Annotated in this window: 13 protein-coding genes; 2 read left to right on the top strand and 11 right to left on the bottom strand. The window is 38.7% G+C overall.

Translation table 11 applies throughout. The annotated features are described in order from the left end of the window. Positions 1-33: 33 nt before the first annotated feature. Positions 34-1,425 carry an RtcB family protein gene (locus tag HHL20_RS14155; protein ID WP_169231819.1) on the bottom strand — a complete coding sequence of 464 codons (1,392 nt, stop codon included), beginning with the start codon at positions 1,423-1,425 and terminating at the stop codon, positions 34-36. A 633-nt stretch (positions 1,426-2,058) separates the two neighbouring features. On the opposite strand from HHL20_RS14155, the gene HHL20_RS14150 reads away from it, so the two are divergent. Next, positions 2,059-3,012, top strand: a complete 954-nt coding sequence (locus tag HHL20_RS14150; RefSeq protein ID WP_169231818.1) for a fasciclin domain-containing protein — start codon at positions 2,059-2,061, stop codon at positions 3,010-3,012. Positions 3,013-3,083: 71 nt separating this feature from the next. On the opposite strand, the gene HHL20_RS14145 is transcribed toward HHL20_RS14150, so the two are convergent. The 7 genes from HHL20_RS14145 to HHL20_RS14115 form a co-directional block, all read right to left on the bottom strand. Further along, positions 3,084-3,584 carry a hypothetical protein gene (locus tag HHL20_RS14145; protein WP_169231817.1) on the bottom strand — a complete coding sequence of 167 codons (501 nt, stop codon included), beginning with the start codon at positions 3,582-3,584 and terminating at the stop codon, positions 3,084-3,086. 60 nt (positions 3,585-3,644) lie between these two features. Further along, complete coding sequence (scpA, locus tag HHL20_RS14140; RefSeq protein ID WP_169231816.1) at positions 3,645-5,762, bottom strand: methylmalonyl-CoA mutase; 2,118 nt, start codon at positions 5,760-5,762, stop codon at positions 3,645-3,647. Between the two features lie 285 nt (positions 5,763-6,047). Further along, positions 6,048-8,159 (bottom strand): prolyl oligopeptidase family serine peptidase, encoded by a 2,112-nt coding sequence (locus HHL20_RS14135; RefSeq protein WP_169231815.1) that lies wholly within the window; start codon positions 8,157-8,159, stop codon positions 6,048-6,050. 124 nt (positions 8,160-8,283) lie between these two features. Further along, positions 8,284-9,369 (bottom strand): peptide chain release factor 1, encoded by a 1,086-nt coding sequence (prfA, locus tag HHL20_RS14130; protein WP_169231814.1) that lies wholly within the window; start codon positions 9,367-9,369, stop codon positions 8,284-8,286. Between the two features lie 139 nt (positions 9,370-9,508). Continuing rightward, positions 9,509-12,349, bottom strand: coding sequence for an alpha-amylase family glycosyl hydrolase (locus HHL20_RS14125; RefSeq protein WP_169231813.1), 2,841 nt, complete (start codon positions 12,347-12,349; stop codon positions 9,509-9,511). Positions 12,350-12,790: 441 nt separating this feature from the next. Further along, entirely contained in the window at positions 12,791-13,087 is a 297-nt protein-coding gene (locus HHL20_RS14120; protein WP_185194821.1) for a hypothetical protein, read from the bottom strand. Between the two features lie 193 nt (positions 13,088-13,280). Continuing rightward, positions 13,281-14,888, bottom strand: coding sequence for a fumarate hydratase (locus HHL20_RS14115; protein WP_169231812.1), 1,608 nt, complete (start codon positions 14,886-14,888; stop codon positions 13,281-13,283). A gap of 201 nt (positions 14,889-15,089) precedes the next feature. Between HHL20_RS14115 and fumC the strand changes: the two genes are divergently transcribed. Next, on the top strand, positions 15,090-16,484 hold the full coding sequence (gene fumC / locus HHL20_RS14110) for a class II fumarate hydratase (protein WP_169231811.1): 1,395 nt from the start codon (positions 15,090-15,092) through the stop codon (positions 16,482-16,484). Between the two features lie 82 nt (positions 16,485-16,566). Here the strand turns inward: fumC and HHL20_RS14105 are convergent, their stop codons facing one another. The 3 genes from HHL20_RS14105 to HHL20_RS14095 are packed head-to-tail and all read right to left on the bottom strand — an operon-like array spanning position 16,567 to position 18,798. Next, on the bottom strand, positions 16,567-17,604 hold the full coding sequence (locus tag HHL20_RS14105; RefSeq protein WP_169231810.1) for an outer membrane beta-barrel protein: 1,038 nt from the start codon (positions 17,602-17,604) through the stop codon (positions 16,567-16,569). A 32-nt stretch (positions 17,605-17,636) separates the two neighbouring features. Further along, positions 17,637-18,251 (bottom strand): hypothetical protein, encoded by a 615-nt coding sequence (locus HHL20_RS14100; protein ID WP_169231809.1) that lies wholly within the window; start codon positions 18,249-18,251, stop codon positions 17,637-17,639. Further along, entirely contained in the window at positions 18,238-18,798 is a 561-nt protein-coding gene (locus HHL20_RS14095) for an RNA polymerase sigma factor (RefSeq protein ID WP_169231808.1), read from the bottom strand. Before HHL20_RS14095 ends, HHL20_RS14100 begins: the two co-directional genes overlap by 14 nt. Between the last annotated feature and the right edge of the window lie 49 nt (positions 18,799-18,847).

Raw genomic sequence — 18,847 nt, 5'->3', positions numbered from 1 at the left:
CAAGACTTTTAACCCCTGAAGGTTTATTTTAAACTATTTATCCATCCTTACAATCCGCGGCTGAAAAGTGCCAAGAATATCAACCAACTCCTGTTGCGCATTCATTACTTCATGAATGTCTTTATATGCCATCGGTGCTTCTTCTGCATTTCCACCCATTAAGGTGACGTTTTTCAGCTTTAACTCTTTTCTGATATCATTCTGCGTAAAAAGGCTCCTGCATGCTCCTCTGGAATGTTCTCTTCCCGCTCCATGAGATGCCGAGTTCAAAGAATCCGGATTCCCTTTTCCGCGAACGATAAAGCCTTTTGCCGTCATAGAGCCTGGAATCATTCCCAGTTCATTTTCATTGGCCGGGGTGGCTCCTTTTCTGTGAACAATCACTTCTTTTCCGCCATGGATTTCTTTCCATGCGAAATTATGATGGTTTTCAATTCTGGCTTTTACTCTTCCTCCGACAGCTCTCACCAGTCTTCTGTGGATATCGTCGTGACACGCTGAAGCATAGTCGCCTGCAAGATTCATTGCAGTCCAATATTCTAACCCAAGATGGGTGTTGAGATCCAGCCATGCAAACTGTTGTGCTTCTTTCGGTAACGGGCACTGCTCTACCGCTACTCTCGAATAGTATTGAGCGATTTCTGCTCCCAGTCCGCGGGAACCGCTGTGCGAAAGAATCCCGAGATATCTTCCTTTTGGAAGCCCGATCTGTTCGTCTTCTTTCGTAATTTCCACTTCTCCGAATTCCACAAAGTGGTTTCCACCGCCCGAAGTTCCCATCTGTTTGATGGCTTTTCCTTTCAGTCTTTTTAAAATAGGGATCATATCAAACGTATCTCTGTCGAAAATTTCGTGATCAACGTGAGATTTGTGGGTTTCGTACATTCCGAATTTGGTATGTTCTGCAAGCGCTTTTTCATATTTATCTCTTGCTCCTTCAAGATATGAAATGGGCGTGTCCAAAATACTGAGACTCATTCGGCAGCCAATATCCATCCCGACTCCGTAAGGAATTACAGCATTTTCTACAGCGAGAACGCCCCCGATCGGAAGTCCGTATCCGCTGTGTGCATCGGGCATCAAAGCTCCCTGTATCGAAACGGGCAGTTTCAAAGCGGTATACAATTGATTTTTTGCTTCATCTGAAATATTGTTTCCGAAAATGTTGAATGTCGCCCGATGTGTATTGAGCATCCTCTTTTCAGTTTTTTTGGATGAAAGCAAAGCTTCAGCAATCTGTCCGAAGGTTAAATCTTTTTCAAAATTTTCCGGATTCACCAGAATATCTTTTAAAATGGATTTGACGTGATGGATATTTTTAGTGGCAAAGTTCCTTTTCATCACTTCCATAGCGATGTTCACGCTCTGGTTGTTCGGATAGCCTAATTTCAATATATCTTTTCCTTTAAGTTTTAAATTTCCCATTATATATAGATTTTAGATAATCGATGTGAGATGACAGACATTCTGCATCGTTTATTTCTTCAACTAAAATATTAGTTGACTTGTCGTGTGATTTTCTCACACTAAGCCTGCGAAAGCATTTTAAAGAATCCTGTTTGATGAGTAAATTCTTCAATGCTCCACTGCTTTCAAATGATAGAATTATGATTAGCCCCGATTGCAACGGCATCCTTTTTTGTTTGGTAAAGGCGCGGACAGGCTGAGCCTGAATGGAAACAAAAAAGATACAGTGGAAAGCGGGATTAAGCTTCTAAAAAAGATTTCGGGGAAACTTGTAAGTTTAAAATATTGCGCAATAAAAAACCCGAAATCTCTACGACTTCGGGTTTTGGTATTTCATTGTACTGTTGTTCTAAGAATGTACCCAACCACGAAGCCTTACCACCATAAGCGGTAATCCAACTGTAGAATGCTGATTAAATTTGAACATTGCTTCGTTTTTTAAAGGGTTAAACTTGATTTTCAGATGCAAATATAGGATAATTTTCTTTAGAAAGATTCTAAATTAAATAAGATCAATAAAATTATTTTACTAAAAAACACAAAAAGGTATAATTTTTGTCTTTGTGAATTTACACATTAACCCTAAATATTATGAGAAATTTTTTAAAACCTTTACTCTTTTCCGGAATTGCAGTTATGTCGCTTTATTCGTGTGATGACAATGAAGATGTTATGATGGACTCTGAAATGACCGTCTATCAGAGAATATCTTCGGACAGTGACCTGAGCAATCTGAAAGCTGCTGTAGATAAAGCAGGTTTATCATCAACATTAGATCAATCGGGGACGTTTACATTATTTGCTCCTACTAATTCTGCATTTACAACATTCTTGCAGGCAAACGGATACGCAAGTTTAAACGATGTTCCAACAGCTGCTCTGAAAACTTTATTGATGAATCACGTACTGGGAGCTGAAGTGAAAAGTTCCGGAATATCTACAGGATACGTTTCTACGCTTGCCATTGGCCCAGCTTCTACGACACGGCCAATCAGTATGTATATCAATACCAGCAGCGGTGTAAAAATCAATGGTACATCTACTGTTGTTGCTACCGATATTGATGTAAACAACGGTGTGATCCATAAGGTAAATGCCGTGATCGGATTGCCAACTGTTGTAACCCACGCAACGGCAAATCCGCAATTCAACTCTCTTGTTTCTGCACTTACGAGAAGTGATATGCCTAACTTTGTGGGTATTCTCAGTGGTACCACCAATTCACCTTTCACGGTATTTGCACCAACAAATACTGCTTTCTCCTCCCTCTTGACAGAACTGAATCTTGCAAATCTTGCTGCAATCCCAAAAACGACCTTGGAAAATACATTAAAATACCATGTCGTAACCGGAGCTAATGTAGCTTCTACGAACCTGACCAACAATATGACGGTAACAACTTTCTTAGGAAGTACATTCAAGATCAACACTACCAGTGGCGCAAAAATTACCGATAACAATAACAGAGTATCTAATATTATTGCTACAGATGTACAATGCAGCAATGGAATCATCCACGCTATAGACAAAGTATTATTACCCTAAACCATACTATTAATTACAGTAAAGCCTGCCGGAGTTCCGGCAGGCTTTTATATTTTGTTAATTTTACAGAATCAGTCTTTTGACCCCAGACTGTCCATATCATCATCCATACCTCTTACTTCATTGGAGTGGTATACTCTTTCGGATCCAAGGAAATAAATGTTATGTCTTGCTTTAGCAATGATCCCATCATATTCCTGCTCAGTCATCCCTTCAGGAATATCTTTTTGATTATCTGAAGGTTTCTTAAAGACTTCAAGCGCTCCGTTTCTGTTTAGAATAGATTTTGCACTGGCTGCTTCTTCAGGAGTTTCTGCATAAACTACAACATTGTTTCTTCCTATACTGTGTTTACGGTAGGCATCGAGCATTTCTGCATCATGAGCGAAAGTATATTCGAAAAAACCTTTTGTCTGCTCGTCCTCCTGATAATGATCTGCGGATAAGCCGCTTTCAACACTTGATTTTGAAACAATAATATTTGCTTCGTTAAAACCGTTTTCTTTTAAATCTTTTTTAATTTCCTCTGTATCTACAGTTACCGGAAATACTGAAACTACTGTATAAGCCATAATGAAAATTTTCATTAAACTATACAAAAGCTGTGCAACTTATTCTTTGTAATCGTTAATTTAATTTAAAAATTTCTCCAGAATATCTACCGCACACTTTGGAAGGTTGGTTCCGGGGCCAAAGATAAAGTCGGCTCCGTTAGCATATAAAAATTCATAATCCTGCTGTGGAATAACGCCTCCCACAACAATAGTAATATCATCGGCACCAAGTTTTTTTAATTCTTCCACAACCTGGGGAACCAATGTTTTGTGTCCTGCCGCCAGTGAAGACACCCCTAAAATATGAATATCATTTTCAACGGCCTGTTTTGCGACTTCTTCCGGAGTCTGGAACAATGGTGCAACATCTACATCAAATCCCATATCTGCAAATGCTGTTGCCACTACTTTTGCGCCTCTGTCATGTCCGTCCTGACCCATTTTTGCAACCATTAATCTTGGACGGCGGCCTTCTTCTTCCTCAAATTTCTGAGTAAGCTTAAGGGCTTTTTCAAAATATTCATTTTTTCCTGCATTCATGGCATATACTCCTGATATTGTTCTGATATTGGCTTTATATCTTCCGAAACTTTCTTCCATTGCATCACTCATTTCTCCGAGGGTTACTCTTCGTCGTGCCGCTTCAATGCATAAAGCGAGAAGATTTCCTTTTCCTGTTTTTGCACATTCGCGGATTTCATTTAGAATCTGTCCTACAGCGTCTTGGTTTCTTTCCGATTTTATGGTGTTTAATCTTTCGATCTGTTTTCTACGGACTTCCGTATTGTCAATATCCAAGATCTCAATCTGATCTTGCTTTAACGCCGATCTGAAAGAGTTTACACCAATGATAAATTCTTCTCCACTATCAATCTTGGCCTGTTTTCTGGCTGCCGCTTCTTCGATTCTCATTTTCGGAATTCCGGCCTCAATGGCTTTTGTCATCCCGCCTTCCTGTTCGACCTCATCGATGTATTTCATGGCTTCTTCGATCATCTGCTGGGTAAGACTTTCTACAAGATTACTTCCTCCCATCGGATCTACCACATCGCAGATGCCGCTTTCCTGCTGAAGAATAATCTGGGTATTTCTAGCAATCTTTGCAGAATAATCCGTCGGCAATGCAATGGCTTCATCTAAAGCATTCGTATGAAGGGATTGGGTTCCTCCCAAAGCAGAAGACAAAGCTTCAATCGCAGTTCTGGTTATATTATTAAACGGCTCCTGTTCGGTAAGCGACCATCCTGAAGTCTGCGAGTGCGTTCTTAAGGCTAGAGATTTCGGATTCTGAGGATTGAATTGTTTTAACAACGTTGCCCAAATGTATCTTGCCGCACGCATTTTAGCAATCTCCATAAAATGATTCATCCCTATTGCCCAGAAAAAGGATAGTCTGGGTGCGAAATCATCGACATTCATTCCTGCTTTTATTCCGGTTCTTACATATTCGAGGCCATCTGCCAAGGTGTAGGCCATCTCCAGTACAGGTGTTGCACCTGCCTCCTGCATATGATAACCGGAAATTGAGATGGAATTAAACTTCGGAATATTCTGAGAAGTATATTCGAAAATATCGGCGATGATCTTCATCGAAGGAGCAGGCGGATAAATGTAAGTATTTCTCACCATAAATTCCTTCAGAATATCATTCTGAATGGTTCCTGAAAGCAAATCCTGAGAAACGCCCTGCTCTTCTGCGGCTACAATATAAAACGATAAAATGGGAAGAACAGCCCCGTTCATGGTCATGGAAACAGAGATTTGGTCCAACGGAATTTCGTTGAACAAGATCTTCATATCTTCCACAGAATCGATGGCTACTCCTGCCTTTCCTACATCCCCGACAACTCTTGCATGGTCAGAATCATAACCTCTGTGTGTTGCCAGATCGAATGCAACGGAAAGCCCTTTTTGACCGGCCGCCAGGTTTCTTCTGTAAAAAGCATTAGATTCTTCTGCAGTTGAAAACCCTGCATACTGACGGATGGTCCACGGTTTCTGAACATACATGGTGGAATACGGACCTCTTAAATAAGGCTCTATTCCGGGCGCTGTATGAATCAACTCTTTATTTTGAATGTCTTCTGCTTTATAAGAAGACTTTAACTGTAATCCGTCTTTTTCAAAACTGTAGATTTCCGTGTGCTTTTCGGATATATTAAATTGAGGAGTTTTATTCTGAACTTCTCTTCTCATATTTTCAGATTTATTGATGGCTAAAATTAAGCATTTTTGAGATAATAAGTTTGTGCTAATTTTTTATCGAAAATAATTTAGAAAGTTTGATTAATTCAAAAGTGAATGTAATTTTTTTCTCCCGCGGATTTGCAGATAAGTGCTGGATGTTTTCGTAGAGAGTATCTTGTTGATTGTCGTTTACCTATATTTTAGCTAAAGCTTTTGGATAGACTTAAATTGAAAAAACGGGCTAAAGCCCGTTCCTATTGATATTGATCATTTAAAGTTAATTGAGACAAAAAATTATTTTCCTAATTTTTTAATTCCCATTTCGAAAAGCGCAAAGGAAATAAGGTCTGCATTTTCACCGATTACCTGATCTGTAGATCTCCCGGCACCGTGTCCTGCATTTTTCTCAATTCTTAATAAAACAGGATGATCACATGCCTGTTTTTCCTGCAGCTCTGCTCCGAATTTGAACGAATGCGCAGGAACCACCCTGTCATCATGATCACTGGTAATAATCATCGTAGAAGGATAGCAAGTTCCAGCTTTTACATTATGTACCGGTGAGTATGATTTTAGATATTCAAACATTTCTTTGCTGTCTTCGGCTGTTCCGTAATCATACGACCAACCTGCTCCGGCTGTGAATTTATTATATCTCAACATATCAAGAACTCCAACTCCAGGAAATGCTACTCTTGCAAGATCCGGACGCATCGTCATGGTAGCTCCCACGAGAAGCCCTCCGTTTGACCTTCCGGAAAGTGCCATAAACTGTTTTGAAGTGTATCCTTTTTGCTGCAGGTATTCTCCGGCCGCAATGAAATCTTCAAAAACATTTTTTTTACTCATTTTAGTTCCTGCGTCATGCCATTTTTTGCCGTATTCACCACCACCTCGAATGTTAGGAACTGCATAGATGCCTCCATTTTCCATCCAGATGGCATTTACCACAGAAAAAGCAGGCTGTAAGCTGATGTTAAAGCCTCCATAAGAATACAAAATCGTAGGATTTTTACCATCCAGTTTTGTTCCTTTTTTGTAATTGATCATCATTGGAACTTTTGTGCCGTCTTTTGATGTGTAAAATACTTGTTCCGAAACATAATCTTCAGGATTGAATTTCACTTTCGGCTTCTGATATACTTCCGATTTTCCGGTATCAGCATTGAATTTATAGGTTGTTCCCGGAGTGATATAATTGGTGAATGAGTAATAAAGTTCTTTCTCTTTTTCTTTTCCTCCAAAGCCTGAAACGTTTCCTTTTCCGGGAAGTGTAATTTCACGGACTACTTTACCGGTTCTGTCATATTGTGTCACTTTATCGATAGCATCGATCATATAGGTTGCAAAGAAATACCCTCCGCCTGTTGTAATTCCCAACACATTTTCCGTTTGCGGAATAACATCTTTCCAGGTTTCAGGAGCAGGATTTTTAATGGTTGTTTTCACCAAACGCATATTCGGAGCATCTTTATCGGTGAAAATATACAAATCGTCTCCCTGAGTGTCTACGATACTGGCGTTGATATCAAACCCTTTATTAATTTGTACAAAATCGCCCCCGTTTTTGAGATCTTTTATATATAATTCATTTCCGTTTGTCGCATTGGCTGCTGAAATAATCAAATATCGCTGATCTTCGGAAACACCACCTCCAATATATCTTCTCGGAGTTTTATCCCCTCCGAAAATTAACTGGTCTTCAGATTGTTTTGTTCCTAATTTATGAAAATATACTTTGTGTTTATCCGTCATTCCTGAAAGTACGGTTCCTTCCTTCGGCTTATCATAGCTGGAATAATAAAACCCTTCATCGCCCTGCCATGAAATACCGCTGAACTTTACATCAATGAGTGTTTCGTCGATTTGTTTTTTCGAAACAGCGTCAATGATGATGATTTTATTCCAGTCGCTTCCTCCTTCCGAAATGGAGTATGCTGCCAGATTTCCTTTTTTATTAAACGATAACTGTGAAAGTGACGTTGTTCCTTTATCTGAAAATTTATTCGGATCTAAAAATACTTCCGTTGTCTTCGTTTTATTATGAGTTCTGTATAAAACAGATTGTGCCTGCAAGCCATTGTTTTTATAGTAATAGGTATACTCTCCTTCCTTGAAAGGTGCTGAAATTTTTTCGTAGTTCCAGATATCCGTCAGTTGTTTTCTGATTTCTTCCCTGAAAGGAATTTTTGAAAGATAATCCTGGCTGTGTTTTACTTCTTCATCTACCCATTTTCTGGTGGCTTCGGAATCATTTTCAAGATCTCTGAACGGATCTGCAACAGCAGTTCCGAAATAATTATCGGTTTGATTGCCTTTTAAAGCTTTAGGATACATCATTTTTTGTGAATAGAATGTTGCCGAAAACAGGACTCCGGCTGTTAGTAATAGTGGTCTGAATTTCATATTAGCTATTTTCCCAAAAATAAGGAAACTATATGAAATTCTTCACAGCAAAAAAGTTATAGCTGATCTAAAATAAAAATCTCCGGAAAACCGGAGATTTAACAAAGATTTTATGATAAAGATTTTATAAATTTTCTTCTTCGCCTTTCATTTTTTCTGCATTTTCTGCCATGATAACAGCATCGATCATTTCGGAAATATCACCGTTCATATAGGCATCCAGGTTGTACATGGATTTGTTGATTCGGTGATCCGTTACTCTTCCCTGAGGATAATTGTAAGTTTTGATCTTGGCCGAACGGTCTCCTGTAGAAACCATTGTTTTTCTTTGTGCCGCGATATCACCCTGAACTTCCTGCAATTTTATATCATATAATTTCGCACGAAGCATTTCCATGGCTAGTTCACGGTTAGCCAGCTGGGAACGTGCCTGCTGACAAACGACAACGATTCCTGAAGGCTTGTGGGTAAGCTGAACTTTCGTTTCAACTTTGTTTACGTTCTGTCCTCCTGCTCCACCTGAACGTGACGTCTGCATTTCGATATCGGCAGGGTTGATTTCTACGTCTACTTCTTCTGCTTCCGGTAAAACGGCAATGGTAATTGCAGAAGTATGAACCCTTCCCTGAGATTCGGTTTCGGGAACGCGCTGTACACGATGTACACCAGATTCAAATTTCATGATTCCGTACACACCTTCTCCTTCCACTTTCATAATGAGTTCTTTGTAACCTTTTGCTGCTTCATTAGAATCCGTCACTTCATGCTTCCATCCTTTTGTTTTGAAATACATGGAGTACATTCTGTAGATATCTTCCACAAAAATCGCTGCTTCATCCCCTCCTGTTCCTGCACGAAGTTCCACGATAATATTTTTATCATCTGCAGGATCTTTTGGAATTAATAATACTTTCAGCTCTTCTTCCAGACCCGGAATTTTTGCCTGGGCTTCCAGCTTTTCTTCTTTCGCAAGCTCTACCAGATCCCTGTCTGATCCATCAGCTATTATTTCATCAGACTCTGCAATAGAATCCAGTGCTCCCTTATATTGATCGTAAACTCTTACAATTTTCCCCAAATCACTATATTCTTTGTTCAGAGAAGAATATCTTTTCTGATCTGAAATAACATCAGGCTGAATAATAAGGTCTGCCACCTCATTATATCTTTGTTTTATAGCTTCTAATTTTGGAATTAAACTCTTAGACATAGTAAAAATTTAGTTGGCAAAGATACGGATTGATTTGTAGATGTGCTAATTTCGGGAGGAAATGACTGCCTGATCTCTGGATTGGGGTATATAACTTATATTTTCACATAAAAAAAGACCGCTTTTCAGCGGCCTCCGTTTATTTTATAATCATTTTCTGAATCGCTATTCCGGAATCTGACTTCAAATGAACCAGATAAGTTCCCGGTGCATAATTAGCTTTTAATTCATAAGTTCCATCTTCATTTTTAAGCCTAAAGCTATCCACTCTTTTTCCGCTCATATCATAGATTGCGATTTCTCCGTTTTTAGCTTTGTGATAAATCAATTTTGCCAAGCCGTTTTTCACTGGATTATCCGCAATCTGCAGCGATAATTTGTAAGCTGCTGTTTCATCGATTGTTGACAAGGTGCCAACATAGTTTCCGAAAATTCTGAACTCTCCCGGCTGCAAAGTGATGGCTGCCGTTGTAGAAGTGATATTGGAGATAGAGTTATCCATCAGATTCTGCCATTGCCCCGTGTAAGGGAAATACGGAACTACATTCTGTGCTGTTGTGTTGTAGTTTGCAATGACCACAATATTTTTCACTCCATTTGTAATGGAAGTATCGTAAACATAGATTCTTGTAATCAATCCGTTCGGATCATTGGTAAGGTTATTAGATTCTACAGTATATGTTTTTGATCTGAAAACTGGATATGTATTTCTGATATCGATAATCTTAGCCCAGGTATCATATACCGCTTTTCTATTAACGTTGGTGTCATATCCAAGAGTAAATGCGATTGGCTTTTCATCTGTTCTACATCCAGGGTTAATAGAGCCATCGCCGCATCTGTTAATGCTGAACTCGTATCCCAATTCACCAAACTGCCATATCATTTTAGGGCCAGGAATAGTGAAGAAAGTTGCCCCGAACGTTTTCATTCTGTCTAAAGCAGTATTAAGATTTTTCACATCGTAGCTGCCATTTACGGCACCATAAGCGAGATTTTTAAACATTAATCTTTCTTCATCGTGACTTTCGCCAAAACCTACTGCATGCATATTTGTAAAGCCATGAAGTGCGTGGTTCATTCTGTCGTAACTGCTGTTTTGCACATATCCCATTGTATTCTGGTTATAAGGATCTGTCTGCTTATTCCAAAGCATAACTCCTTTTCCTTCTGCTATTCTGTAATTAGCCCACTGCTGTTCTTCGGCATCGGTTCCTAAATGCTCAAAAATCATGTAGGAATTCGGGTCGATCGCCCATTGTCTGTCGGCATAATATTTCAAAATATCTACCCTGTCCTGTTGATACGCGTTGGTACACGTTTCATCATTTTCAGAGCAGTTTTGAGTAAATCCTTTGGTAAGATCCCAACGGAACCCGTCGATACGATACTCGGTAAGCCATTGCTGAAGACATCTTTCAACGTAATATTTCGTTGAAGAACTTGAGTGATTGAAATCATTAAAAACATTATACGAATGTTTAGGTACCGTATTGAAATAAGGGTTATTGGCGGCTACATCTCCATAACCGTCACCATCAGGGTCCACATTCCATAATCTAACCAGTGGTGAACGGCCTGTAGCATGGTTGAAAGCGATATCTAAAATTACAGCAATACCATTCTGATGGCAGATATCAACAAATTCTTTGAATTTTTCCGGTGTTCCGTAAGCTTTGTCTAATGCATAATGGAAAGAAGTATTGTATCCCCATGAAAGATTTCCTTCAAATTCCATAATAGGCATTAGCTCAATTGCATTAATCTTTAGATTTTTTAAGTAAGTGATTTTGTTGATCAATGACTGCCAGGTTTTTTCCTGCGTGAAGTCTCTCAGCAATAGCTCATAAATTACAAGGTTATCTTTAGAAGGACGCTGGAAATTGGTAACCTGCCAGTTATAAGAAGCCTGCCCGGTTTTAAACATAGAAACTTCAAAATCCTGTCCTGCAGGGAATGCCGGTAGGTTCGGATAAGTAGATGATGTAATCCACTGATCATCATAGGATGATAAAATCTGTGGAGAATACGGATCTGCCACTTTTCTAAGATCATTGGTTCTGTATTGGAATGTATAGAGCTGCTGTGGCGTAAGGCCGCTTAATTCAATCCAGTACAGATCAGGATTGGTGGTATCTCTTTTCATTAAGTAGGTATCATTTACCGTCCAGTTATTAAAACTTCCGATAACATGTACAAAACTTTTAGACGGCGCATATAATGCCAACCCCACTTTTGTCTGATCGGTAGGATGGTAGTTTATTCCTTGTTTGATCCAGCTTGGAATGGCTTCAGAAACTACATTTCTCGGAACCTGAACAATAAACGTTTTATTTTTTGTATTGGAATTGGCATCTGTTGCAATCAACTCCATATTAGCATCTCCGGTTACAGTATAGCTGTACGAGTAAGAAGTTGAAGGCGTTGAGGTAGAATGCACTACGCTCCCGTTGGCCTTGAGCTGGAATGTAGCATTAGCATTGGTAGTTGCAGTAATATTTATTGAATTACCTGAAGGAACTGATGTGAGGCTGTTGGCAGCCGGATTGGTAAGGTTTAAATTCAGAACTCCTACATTGACAAAGATGTCCGGAGAGGTCTGGTTTGTTCCTGTTTTAGTTTTTAACAAAAACCCGAACCTTCCTATTCCTGTTCTTGAAAAAAAAGTTGTAGGTGTAAAGGTTAAAGAATAAGTGTCGGTAGTGGAATTATAATTTAGCCTGTTCAGCTCATTAGAATTGGTCCAGCTACCGTTGGTAGGACAGTCCTGGCTGTTCTGATAGTTTGTATCCAGAGACCATGACCAGATATAGATCGCATTGTTGCTAACGCCCCATGCTGCTTCATTTATCTGATTACCAGGAACCGTTAAAGTAATTGCATCCGTTTCATTGAAAGGGTTGGGTGTGATGGTATAGCTTATTTGCCCAAAAATAAAGGCTACCATAAGCAATAGTATACCGGAATAAAATTTCTTCATAACGTTTCTTTTAGTTACACGAAAGTAATTTCTTTTTTTGAAAACTAATTATGTATTATGAAAAAAATGACAAATTTTAACATATCACCACGTAAGCTTTTCATCTAAATAATTTTATAATCAAACACAATCGGCAAGAAAATTTAGAATTCTATATTGTTATAATTATTTATTATAGCTTTATAATGATTGTTTTTATTTTATTTTTCAGGAAAAAACATTGTACTAAAATTAATTTAGATAATTAAAATTTCATAAAATGACTTAGTTCTAATGTGCTTAACCAGTTATCTGATCACAGAACAAGCGGCAACAATTACCCTCGGAGATTGTAGTTTGAATAAAAGAAAAACCACTTACCGAAATAAGTGGTTTTAGTATATGTTGTTTTGCTTTGATATTGCTTTCCCGGAATTCATGTGGGAAAACAATGACAATCAATTAATGATGTCCGTGGCTGTCGTGGCTGTGGTCATGAATGAAAGGACCATGGCCTTTTGGCTCGTTGTAGATTACCTCCGCACCATTCTGTTCGTATACCATTTTGCTTCTGATATCTTCCGGGTCGAACGGTTTTACCTTACCAAAATATTCTTTCAGGCCTTCAGTTAACCACAAAGGAATTACAAATCCGAAGAACATGAAAATACACCAGAATCCTACAAGGAACATAATTATGAAAAATACAGTCCAAAGGAACTGGTAAAACGGCCAAAATGCTGATAAAATCGTTATCATTTCTCTTAAAGATTTTAGGCAAAAATAGGACATTTTATTTTTTTACACAAAAGAATGCGACCTATTTTTGTTATTTATTTTGATTTTAATTTAAAAGATCAAAAGATGATAGTCCAATAGATGATAGATTACGGCTTTTTTAGTACAATTTATCTATTCCTATCCGTCTATTATTATCTGTCTCCTATATTTTCTAATGCGCCAGATCTGCAAAGAAATCGTTTCCTTTATCATCGGTAATGATGAACGCCGGGAAGTCTTTCACCTCGATCTTTCTCACGGCTTCCATTCCCAGCTCCGGAAAATCTACGACCTCAACGGAAAGGATATTGTCTTTAGCCAAAATAGCAGCCGGGCCTCCGATTGAGCCTAAGTAAAAACCTCCGTATGTATGGCAGGCATTGGTAACATCTTTCGTTCTGTTTCCTTTGGCAAGCATAATCATGCTTCCGCCATGGCTCTGGAACTCGTTTACATAAACATCCATTCTTCCTGCTGTCGTCGGCCCGAAACTTCCTGAAGCCATTCCTTCCGGAGTTTTGGCAGGTCCTGCGTAATAGATCGGGTGGTTTTTGAAATATTCAGGCATTGGCTGTCCCGCATCCAATAATTCTTTGATTTTTGCATGGGCAATATCTCTTGCAACAATCAATGTTCCGTTTAATTTCAATCTTGTTTTAATAGGATATTTTGAAAGTTCCGCAAGAATTTCAGGCATCGGTCTGTTCAGATCAATTTCAACCGCTTCTTCAAGATGTGGCGGTGTATCCGGTAAAAATCTCTTCGGATTTTCTTCCAGCTGTTCCAGGAAAATACCTTCTTTTGTAATTCTACCTTTAATATTTCTATCTGCGGAACAGGAAACGCCCATTCCAACCGGACAGGAAGCAGCATGACGAGGCAGCCTGATCACTCTAACGTCGTGCGTTAAATATTTCCCGCCAAACTGTGCTCCAATCGCACTTTCCTGGCATATTTTCTGAACTTTTGCTTCCCATTCCAGATCTCTGAACGCCTGCCCTGCTTCGTTACCTTCAGTAGGAAGATGATCGTAATATTTTGCCGAAGCTTTTTTCACGGCCGCCAGATTCGCTTCAGCAGAAGTTCCACCAATTACCAGCGCCAGATGATAAGGCGGACATGCAGCCGTTCCCAGATCAGAAATTTTTTCTTTAATAAATTCTTCAAGAGATTTTTCGTTTAATAAAGATTTTGTTTTCTGATAAAGAAACGTTTTGTTGGCAGAGCCTCCTCCTTTTGTTAAAAATAAAAATTCGTAATAATCTCCTTTTTTAGCATAAATATCGATCTGCGCCGGAAGATTGGACCCCGAATTTTTCTCATCAAACATCGTTAAAGGTACAACCTGCGAGTATCTCAGGTTTCTTTTCTGATAGGTATTATAAATTCCTTTGCTTAAATATTCTCCGTCGTCAACACCCGTATAAACATTTTCTCCTTTTTTACCCATCACAATCGCAGTTCCTGTATCCTGGCATGAAGGTAAGGCGCCTTCCGCTGCCACTGCTGCATTTTGCAACAGATTATAGGCTACAAATCTATCATTATCAGTTGCTTCAGGATCATCAATAATTCTTCTCAGACTTTCCAAATGCGAAGAACGAAGCATAAAAGAGACATCTGCCATTGCTTCTTCTGCAAGCAGCTCCAATCCTTTCGGATCTATGGTCAAAATTTCCCTGTCTCCCAATTTTTCAACTTTTACGTAATCTGAGGTGAGCTTCTTGTACACCGTATCATCTTTCTGAATCGGATACGGATCCTGATATCTAAATTCCATTCTTCTTTTTCTTTGGGTGCAAAAATAAAACTTCGCAAAAAAACATGAGTAAAATCAGAGACTTGGATTGATATTTATAATGATTATAAATTGTGAGTGTTTTTATTTATATGTAATTTTATAGAATCAGGCTAAGATTAAACAGAGACTGAAATTTCTTAACCTAAGCTTTAACCTGAATATAATAAAACTTCAATCACAATGAATTACAGAATAGAAAAAGACACCATGGGTGAAGTGCAGGTACCTGCAGACAAGTTCTGGGGCGCACAAACCGAAAGATCCAGAAACAACTTCAAAATTGGTCCGGAAGGCTCGATGCCCCACGAAATTATCGAAGCATTTGCCTATCTGAAAAAAGCGGCAGCTTATACCAATGCTGATCTGGGCGTTCTGCCTGCTGAAAAAAGAGATATGGTCGCAAAAGTATGCGACGAAATTTTAGAGGGAAAACTGAATGACCAGTTTCCGCTTGTGATCTGGCAGACAGGTTCCGGTACACAGTCTAATATGAATGTGAATGAGGTAATCTCCAACAGAGCTCACGTCAATAACGGAGGAACCCTCGGCGAAAAATCGGAAATCCACCCGAATGATGACGTCAACAAATCCCAGTCTTCCAACGATACTTATCCTACAGCAATGCATATTGCAGCCTACCGCAAAGTAGTGGAAGTGACAATTCCTGCGGTTGAAAAATTACGGGATACTTTAGCTGAAAAATCAGAAGCCTTTAAAGATATTGTAAAGATCGGAAGAACACATTTGATGGATGCGACTCCATTAACTTTGGGACAGGAATTTTCCGGCTATGTTGCCCAGCTGAATTATGGTTTAAAAGCTTTAAAGAATACCCTTCCGCATCTTTCTGAGCTTGCGTTGGGAGGAACGGCAGTAGGAACCGGGCTGAATACTCCGAAAGGCTACGATGTAAAAGTGGCTGAATATATTGCAAAATTCACCAATCATCCATTTGTAACTGCAGAAAATAAGTTTGAAGCTTTAGCAGCTCACGATGCAATTGTGGAGTCTCATGGCGCTTTAAAACAACTGGCAGTTTCACTATTCAAAATTGCTCAGGATATCAGATTATTGGCTTCTGGGCCGCGTTCCGGGATCGGGGAAATTCATATTCCTGAAAACGAACCCGGATCATCCATCATGCCGGGAAAAGTAAATCCTACGCAAAACGAGGCGATGACGATGGTTTGCGCGCAGGTTTTAGGTAACGACACCACCATTTCTTTTGCGGGAACGCAGGGAAATTATGAGCTGAATGTTTTCAAACCGGTAATGGCTTTCAACTTTTTACAGTCGGCCCAGCTAATTGCTGATGCATGTATTTCCTTTAACGATCATTGTGCGGTAGGAATAGAGCCGAATCACGAAAGAATTAAAGAACTGGTAGACAAGTCGTTGATGCTTGTTACTGCTTTGAACACACATATCGGTTATGAAAACGCAGCAAAAATCGCAAAAACAGCCCATAAAAACGGAACCACCCTTAAAGAAGAAGCTGTGAAGCTCGGACTTTTAACAGCCGAACAGTTTGACGAATGGGTGAAACCTGAAGACATGGTAGGAAGTTTGAAATAAAAAATTAAATTTAAACAGTTAATATTGTAAAAAAAACGCCCGGAAATTTCCAGGCGTTTTTTGTTATATATGAATGTGTGCATCACCACCAAAGTGCTACTCCGAAAGTTAAAGCTTTATCGTTTTCAAAGGTTCCGCTTTTAAAGAAATTTCCGAAATCTTTTTTAACAAAGATGCTGAAATCATCATAAGAAACTGTAAACTGCCCTCCGTAAATAAAAGGACTTACCCGATAGTCGCTTCTGTCTCTGTCGCTTATTCCGTCACCTTTGATAATATTATTGGTAGACATTTTTACTCCTCCGTAGATATTGGCGCCCACTTTAAACCCATGAGAATAATCTCTGTACTGGACATCCAGACCTGCATTTTTCAGCTTTGAAAAATTGTACTGTAATCCCAGCGGAACGACAATATAACCTGTTCTGAGCTTACTTTTACTCAATCCTTTCTCATAATTTGCCAGGTATACATTGGAATTGGCATCTTTTGCCACAAACATATTGTTATCAATACTCAATGTTCTCCAGGAAAACCCGATTCCGGAAATTAATCCCCATGGACTTGTTCTACTGAACTGGTAATTGAATTTAAGCCCAAATTCAAAATTTCCGGCATAACGCAAATTGTTGTCCAAAATATTATCCGCCTTATCGTTTGTAAGATTCATAATAGAATAAGAGATATACGGAGAAAGCTCTTTTGTTGGTCTGAATTTTTTCAACAGCTTTTCCTTCAATTCCTCATTAGAAGTCACATCAGAATTAAGGAGAGAATACCGTACCTGTTTTTGAATAACGGCATCCATATCAAATCCTAATTCTTCAATTCTCTGATCTATCTTCTCAGAATACTTACTGGCAATCAATGACTTTTGTTCATTGAATTCTGCTTTAGAAAGATTTTTAGACTGAAGCTCAGTTAACTCGACTTCCATCAGTTTTTTTTCCTCCTTAATGATCGTGTCAATCTTTTTTGCATATTCGTCCACCTTTTCTTTTACAATTGGACTTACTTCGGTGTCTTCTTTTGGCTGAAGATTGAACACCGGCTTTTTTTGAGCGAATACCGCTGTAGACAATAGGCATAGCCCACCCATCATGATAAATTTCCTGATCATATTATAATAGTTTTTTATTGTTTAAAATTGATTTATTTTTCGTTCAGATCAATGCTTGCCACATTGCTTTTTCCTTTTGTTTTTTCAATAACATCTTTATGTTCGACTGAAAAGAGCAGGGTTGAAGGATCCACATATCTCTTTCTTCTGGCTGGAGTTTTCGCAGAGTCAGATTGAGCAATGATTTTTTCCGGCTCAACGCTGGAAATATTGGCCATCATTTCCGGTGCTTTTTCCATAGGCAACGGCAATTGCTTTTCCTTTGCATCAATCTGTAAATCAGCAGTCTTTTTCGTTTCTTCCAAAGCGGCATTCTCTATTGCAACAGATTCTACCTTCTTTTTTTGTGATAATGTCTGCGTTTTAACTATTACTGATTCGCTTTCCTTATTTTCTTCTTTTTTATCCCCAACGGCAATATTTGATTTCAGATTCTGTGGGTTTTCTTTATTAAAAAACAGGACCATACTGAGGCTGAATGCCAAAACAAGACAGGCTGCTACCAAAAACCAATTCACCTTTTTTCCTGAATACTCAGCAGGCTGATGAGCCTGAATTTCGGACCACAAATCCCGGGAAGGCGTGATTTCTCTTTCACTGATCTGTTTTTTAATATGATCTTCTATATTATTTTTAGAACTGTTCATTTTTCAAGGTTTTTTGTTGTTGAAAGTAAATTTTTCTCATTTTTTCTTTGGCTCTGAATAGCTGCGTTTTGCTTACGGCAGTTGAAATCTGCAGCATATCAGCAATTTCCTGATGTGAATAATCTTCAAAAACATACAGGTTAAAAACCATTCGGTAAGCATCCGGAAGCTGATCAAGAAGTTCCTGCGCATTAAAATCAAAAGTAACTTTCTCATCGTACATTTCTTCCAGATAAGATTCACTGATATCGTCAAGATAAAAAACCGTTTTATTACTTTTGATAAAGTTTAAACATTCATTTACAACGATTCTTCTTGCCCAGCCATCAAAGCTACCTTCTCCGCGAAAGCTGTCCATATTTTTGAAAATTTTACAGAATGCTTTGATGACACAATCTTCTGCCTGGTAAAGATCATTAATATAACTCCTGCTGATGCTCAGGTACTTCTTTACATTCTGATCATAAAAAATTTTCTGCGCTGCCGGATCATGCTTTTTAAGCCGGCTAAGCAAATCATCTTTTTTATTGCTGAACAAAATCTTCATAATTATCTGTTTCTGATAGTAAGACAAGAAAAAATCGAAAAGGTTACAC

This window comes from Chryseobacterium cheonjiense, assembly GCF_012927265.1.
Lineage (GTDB): Bacteria > Bacteroidota > Bacteroidia > Flavobacteriales > Weeksellaceae > Chryseobacterium > Chryseobacterium cheonjiense.
Note: the sequence above shows the minus strand (reverse complement) of the source record. Positions and strands in the feature narration are given on the sequence as shown.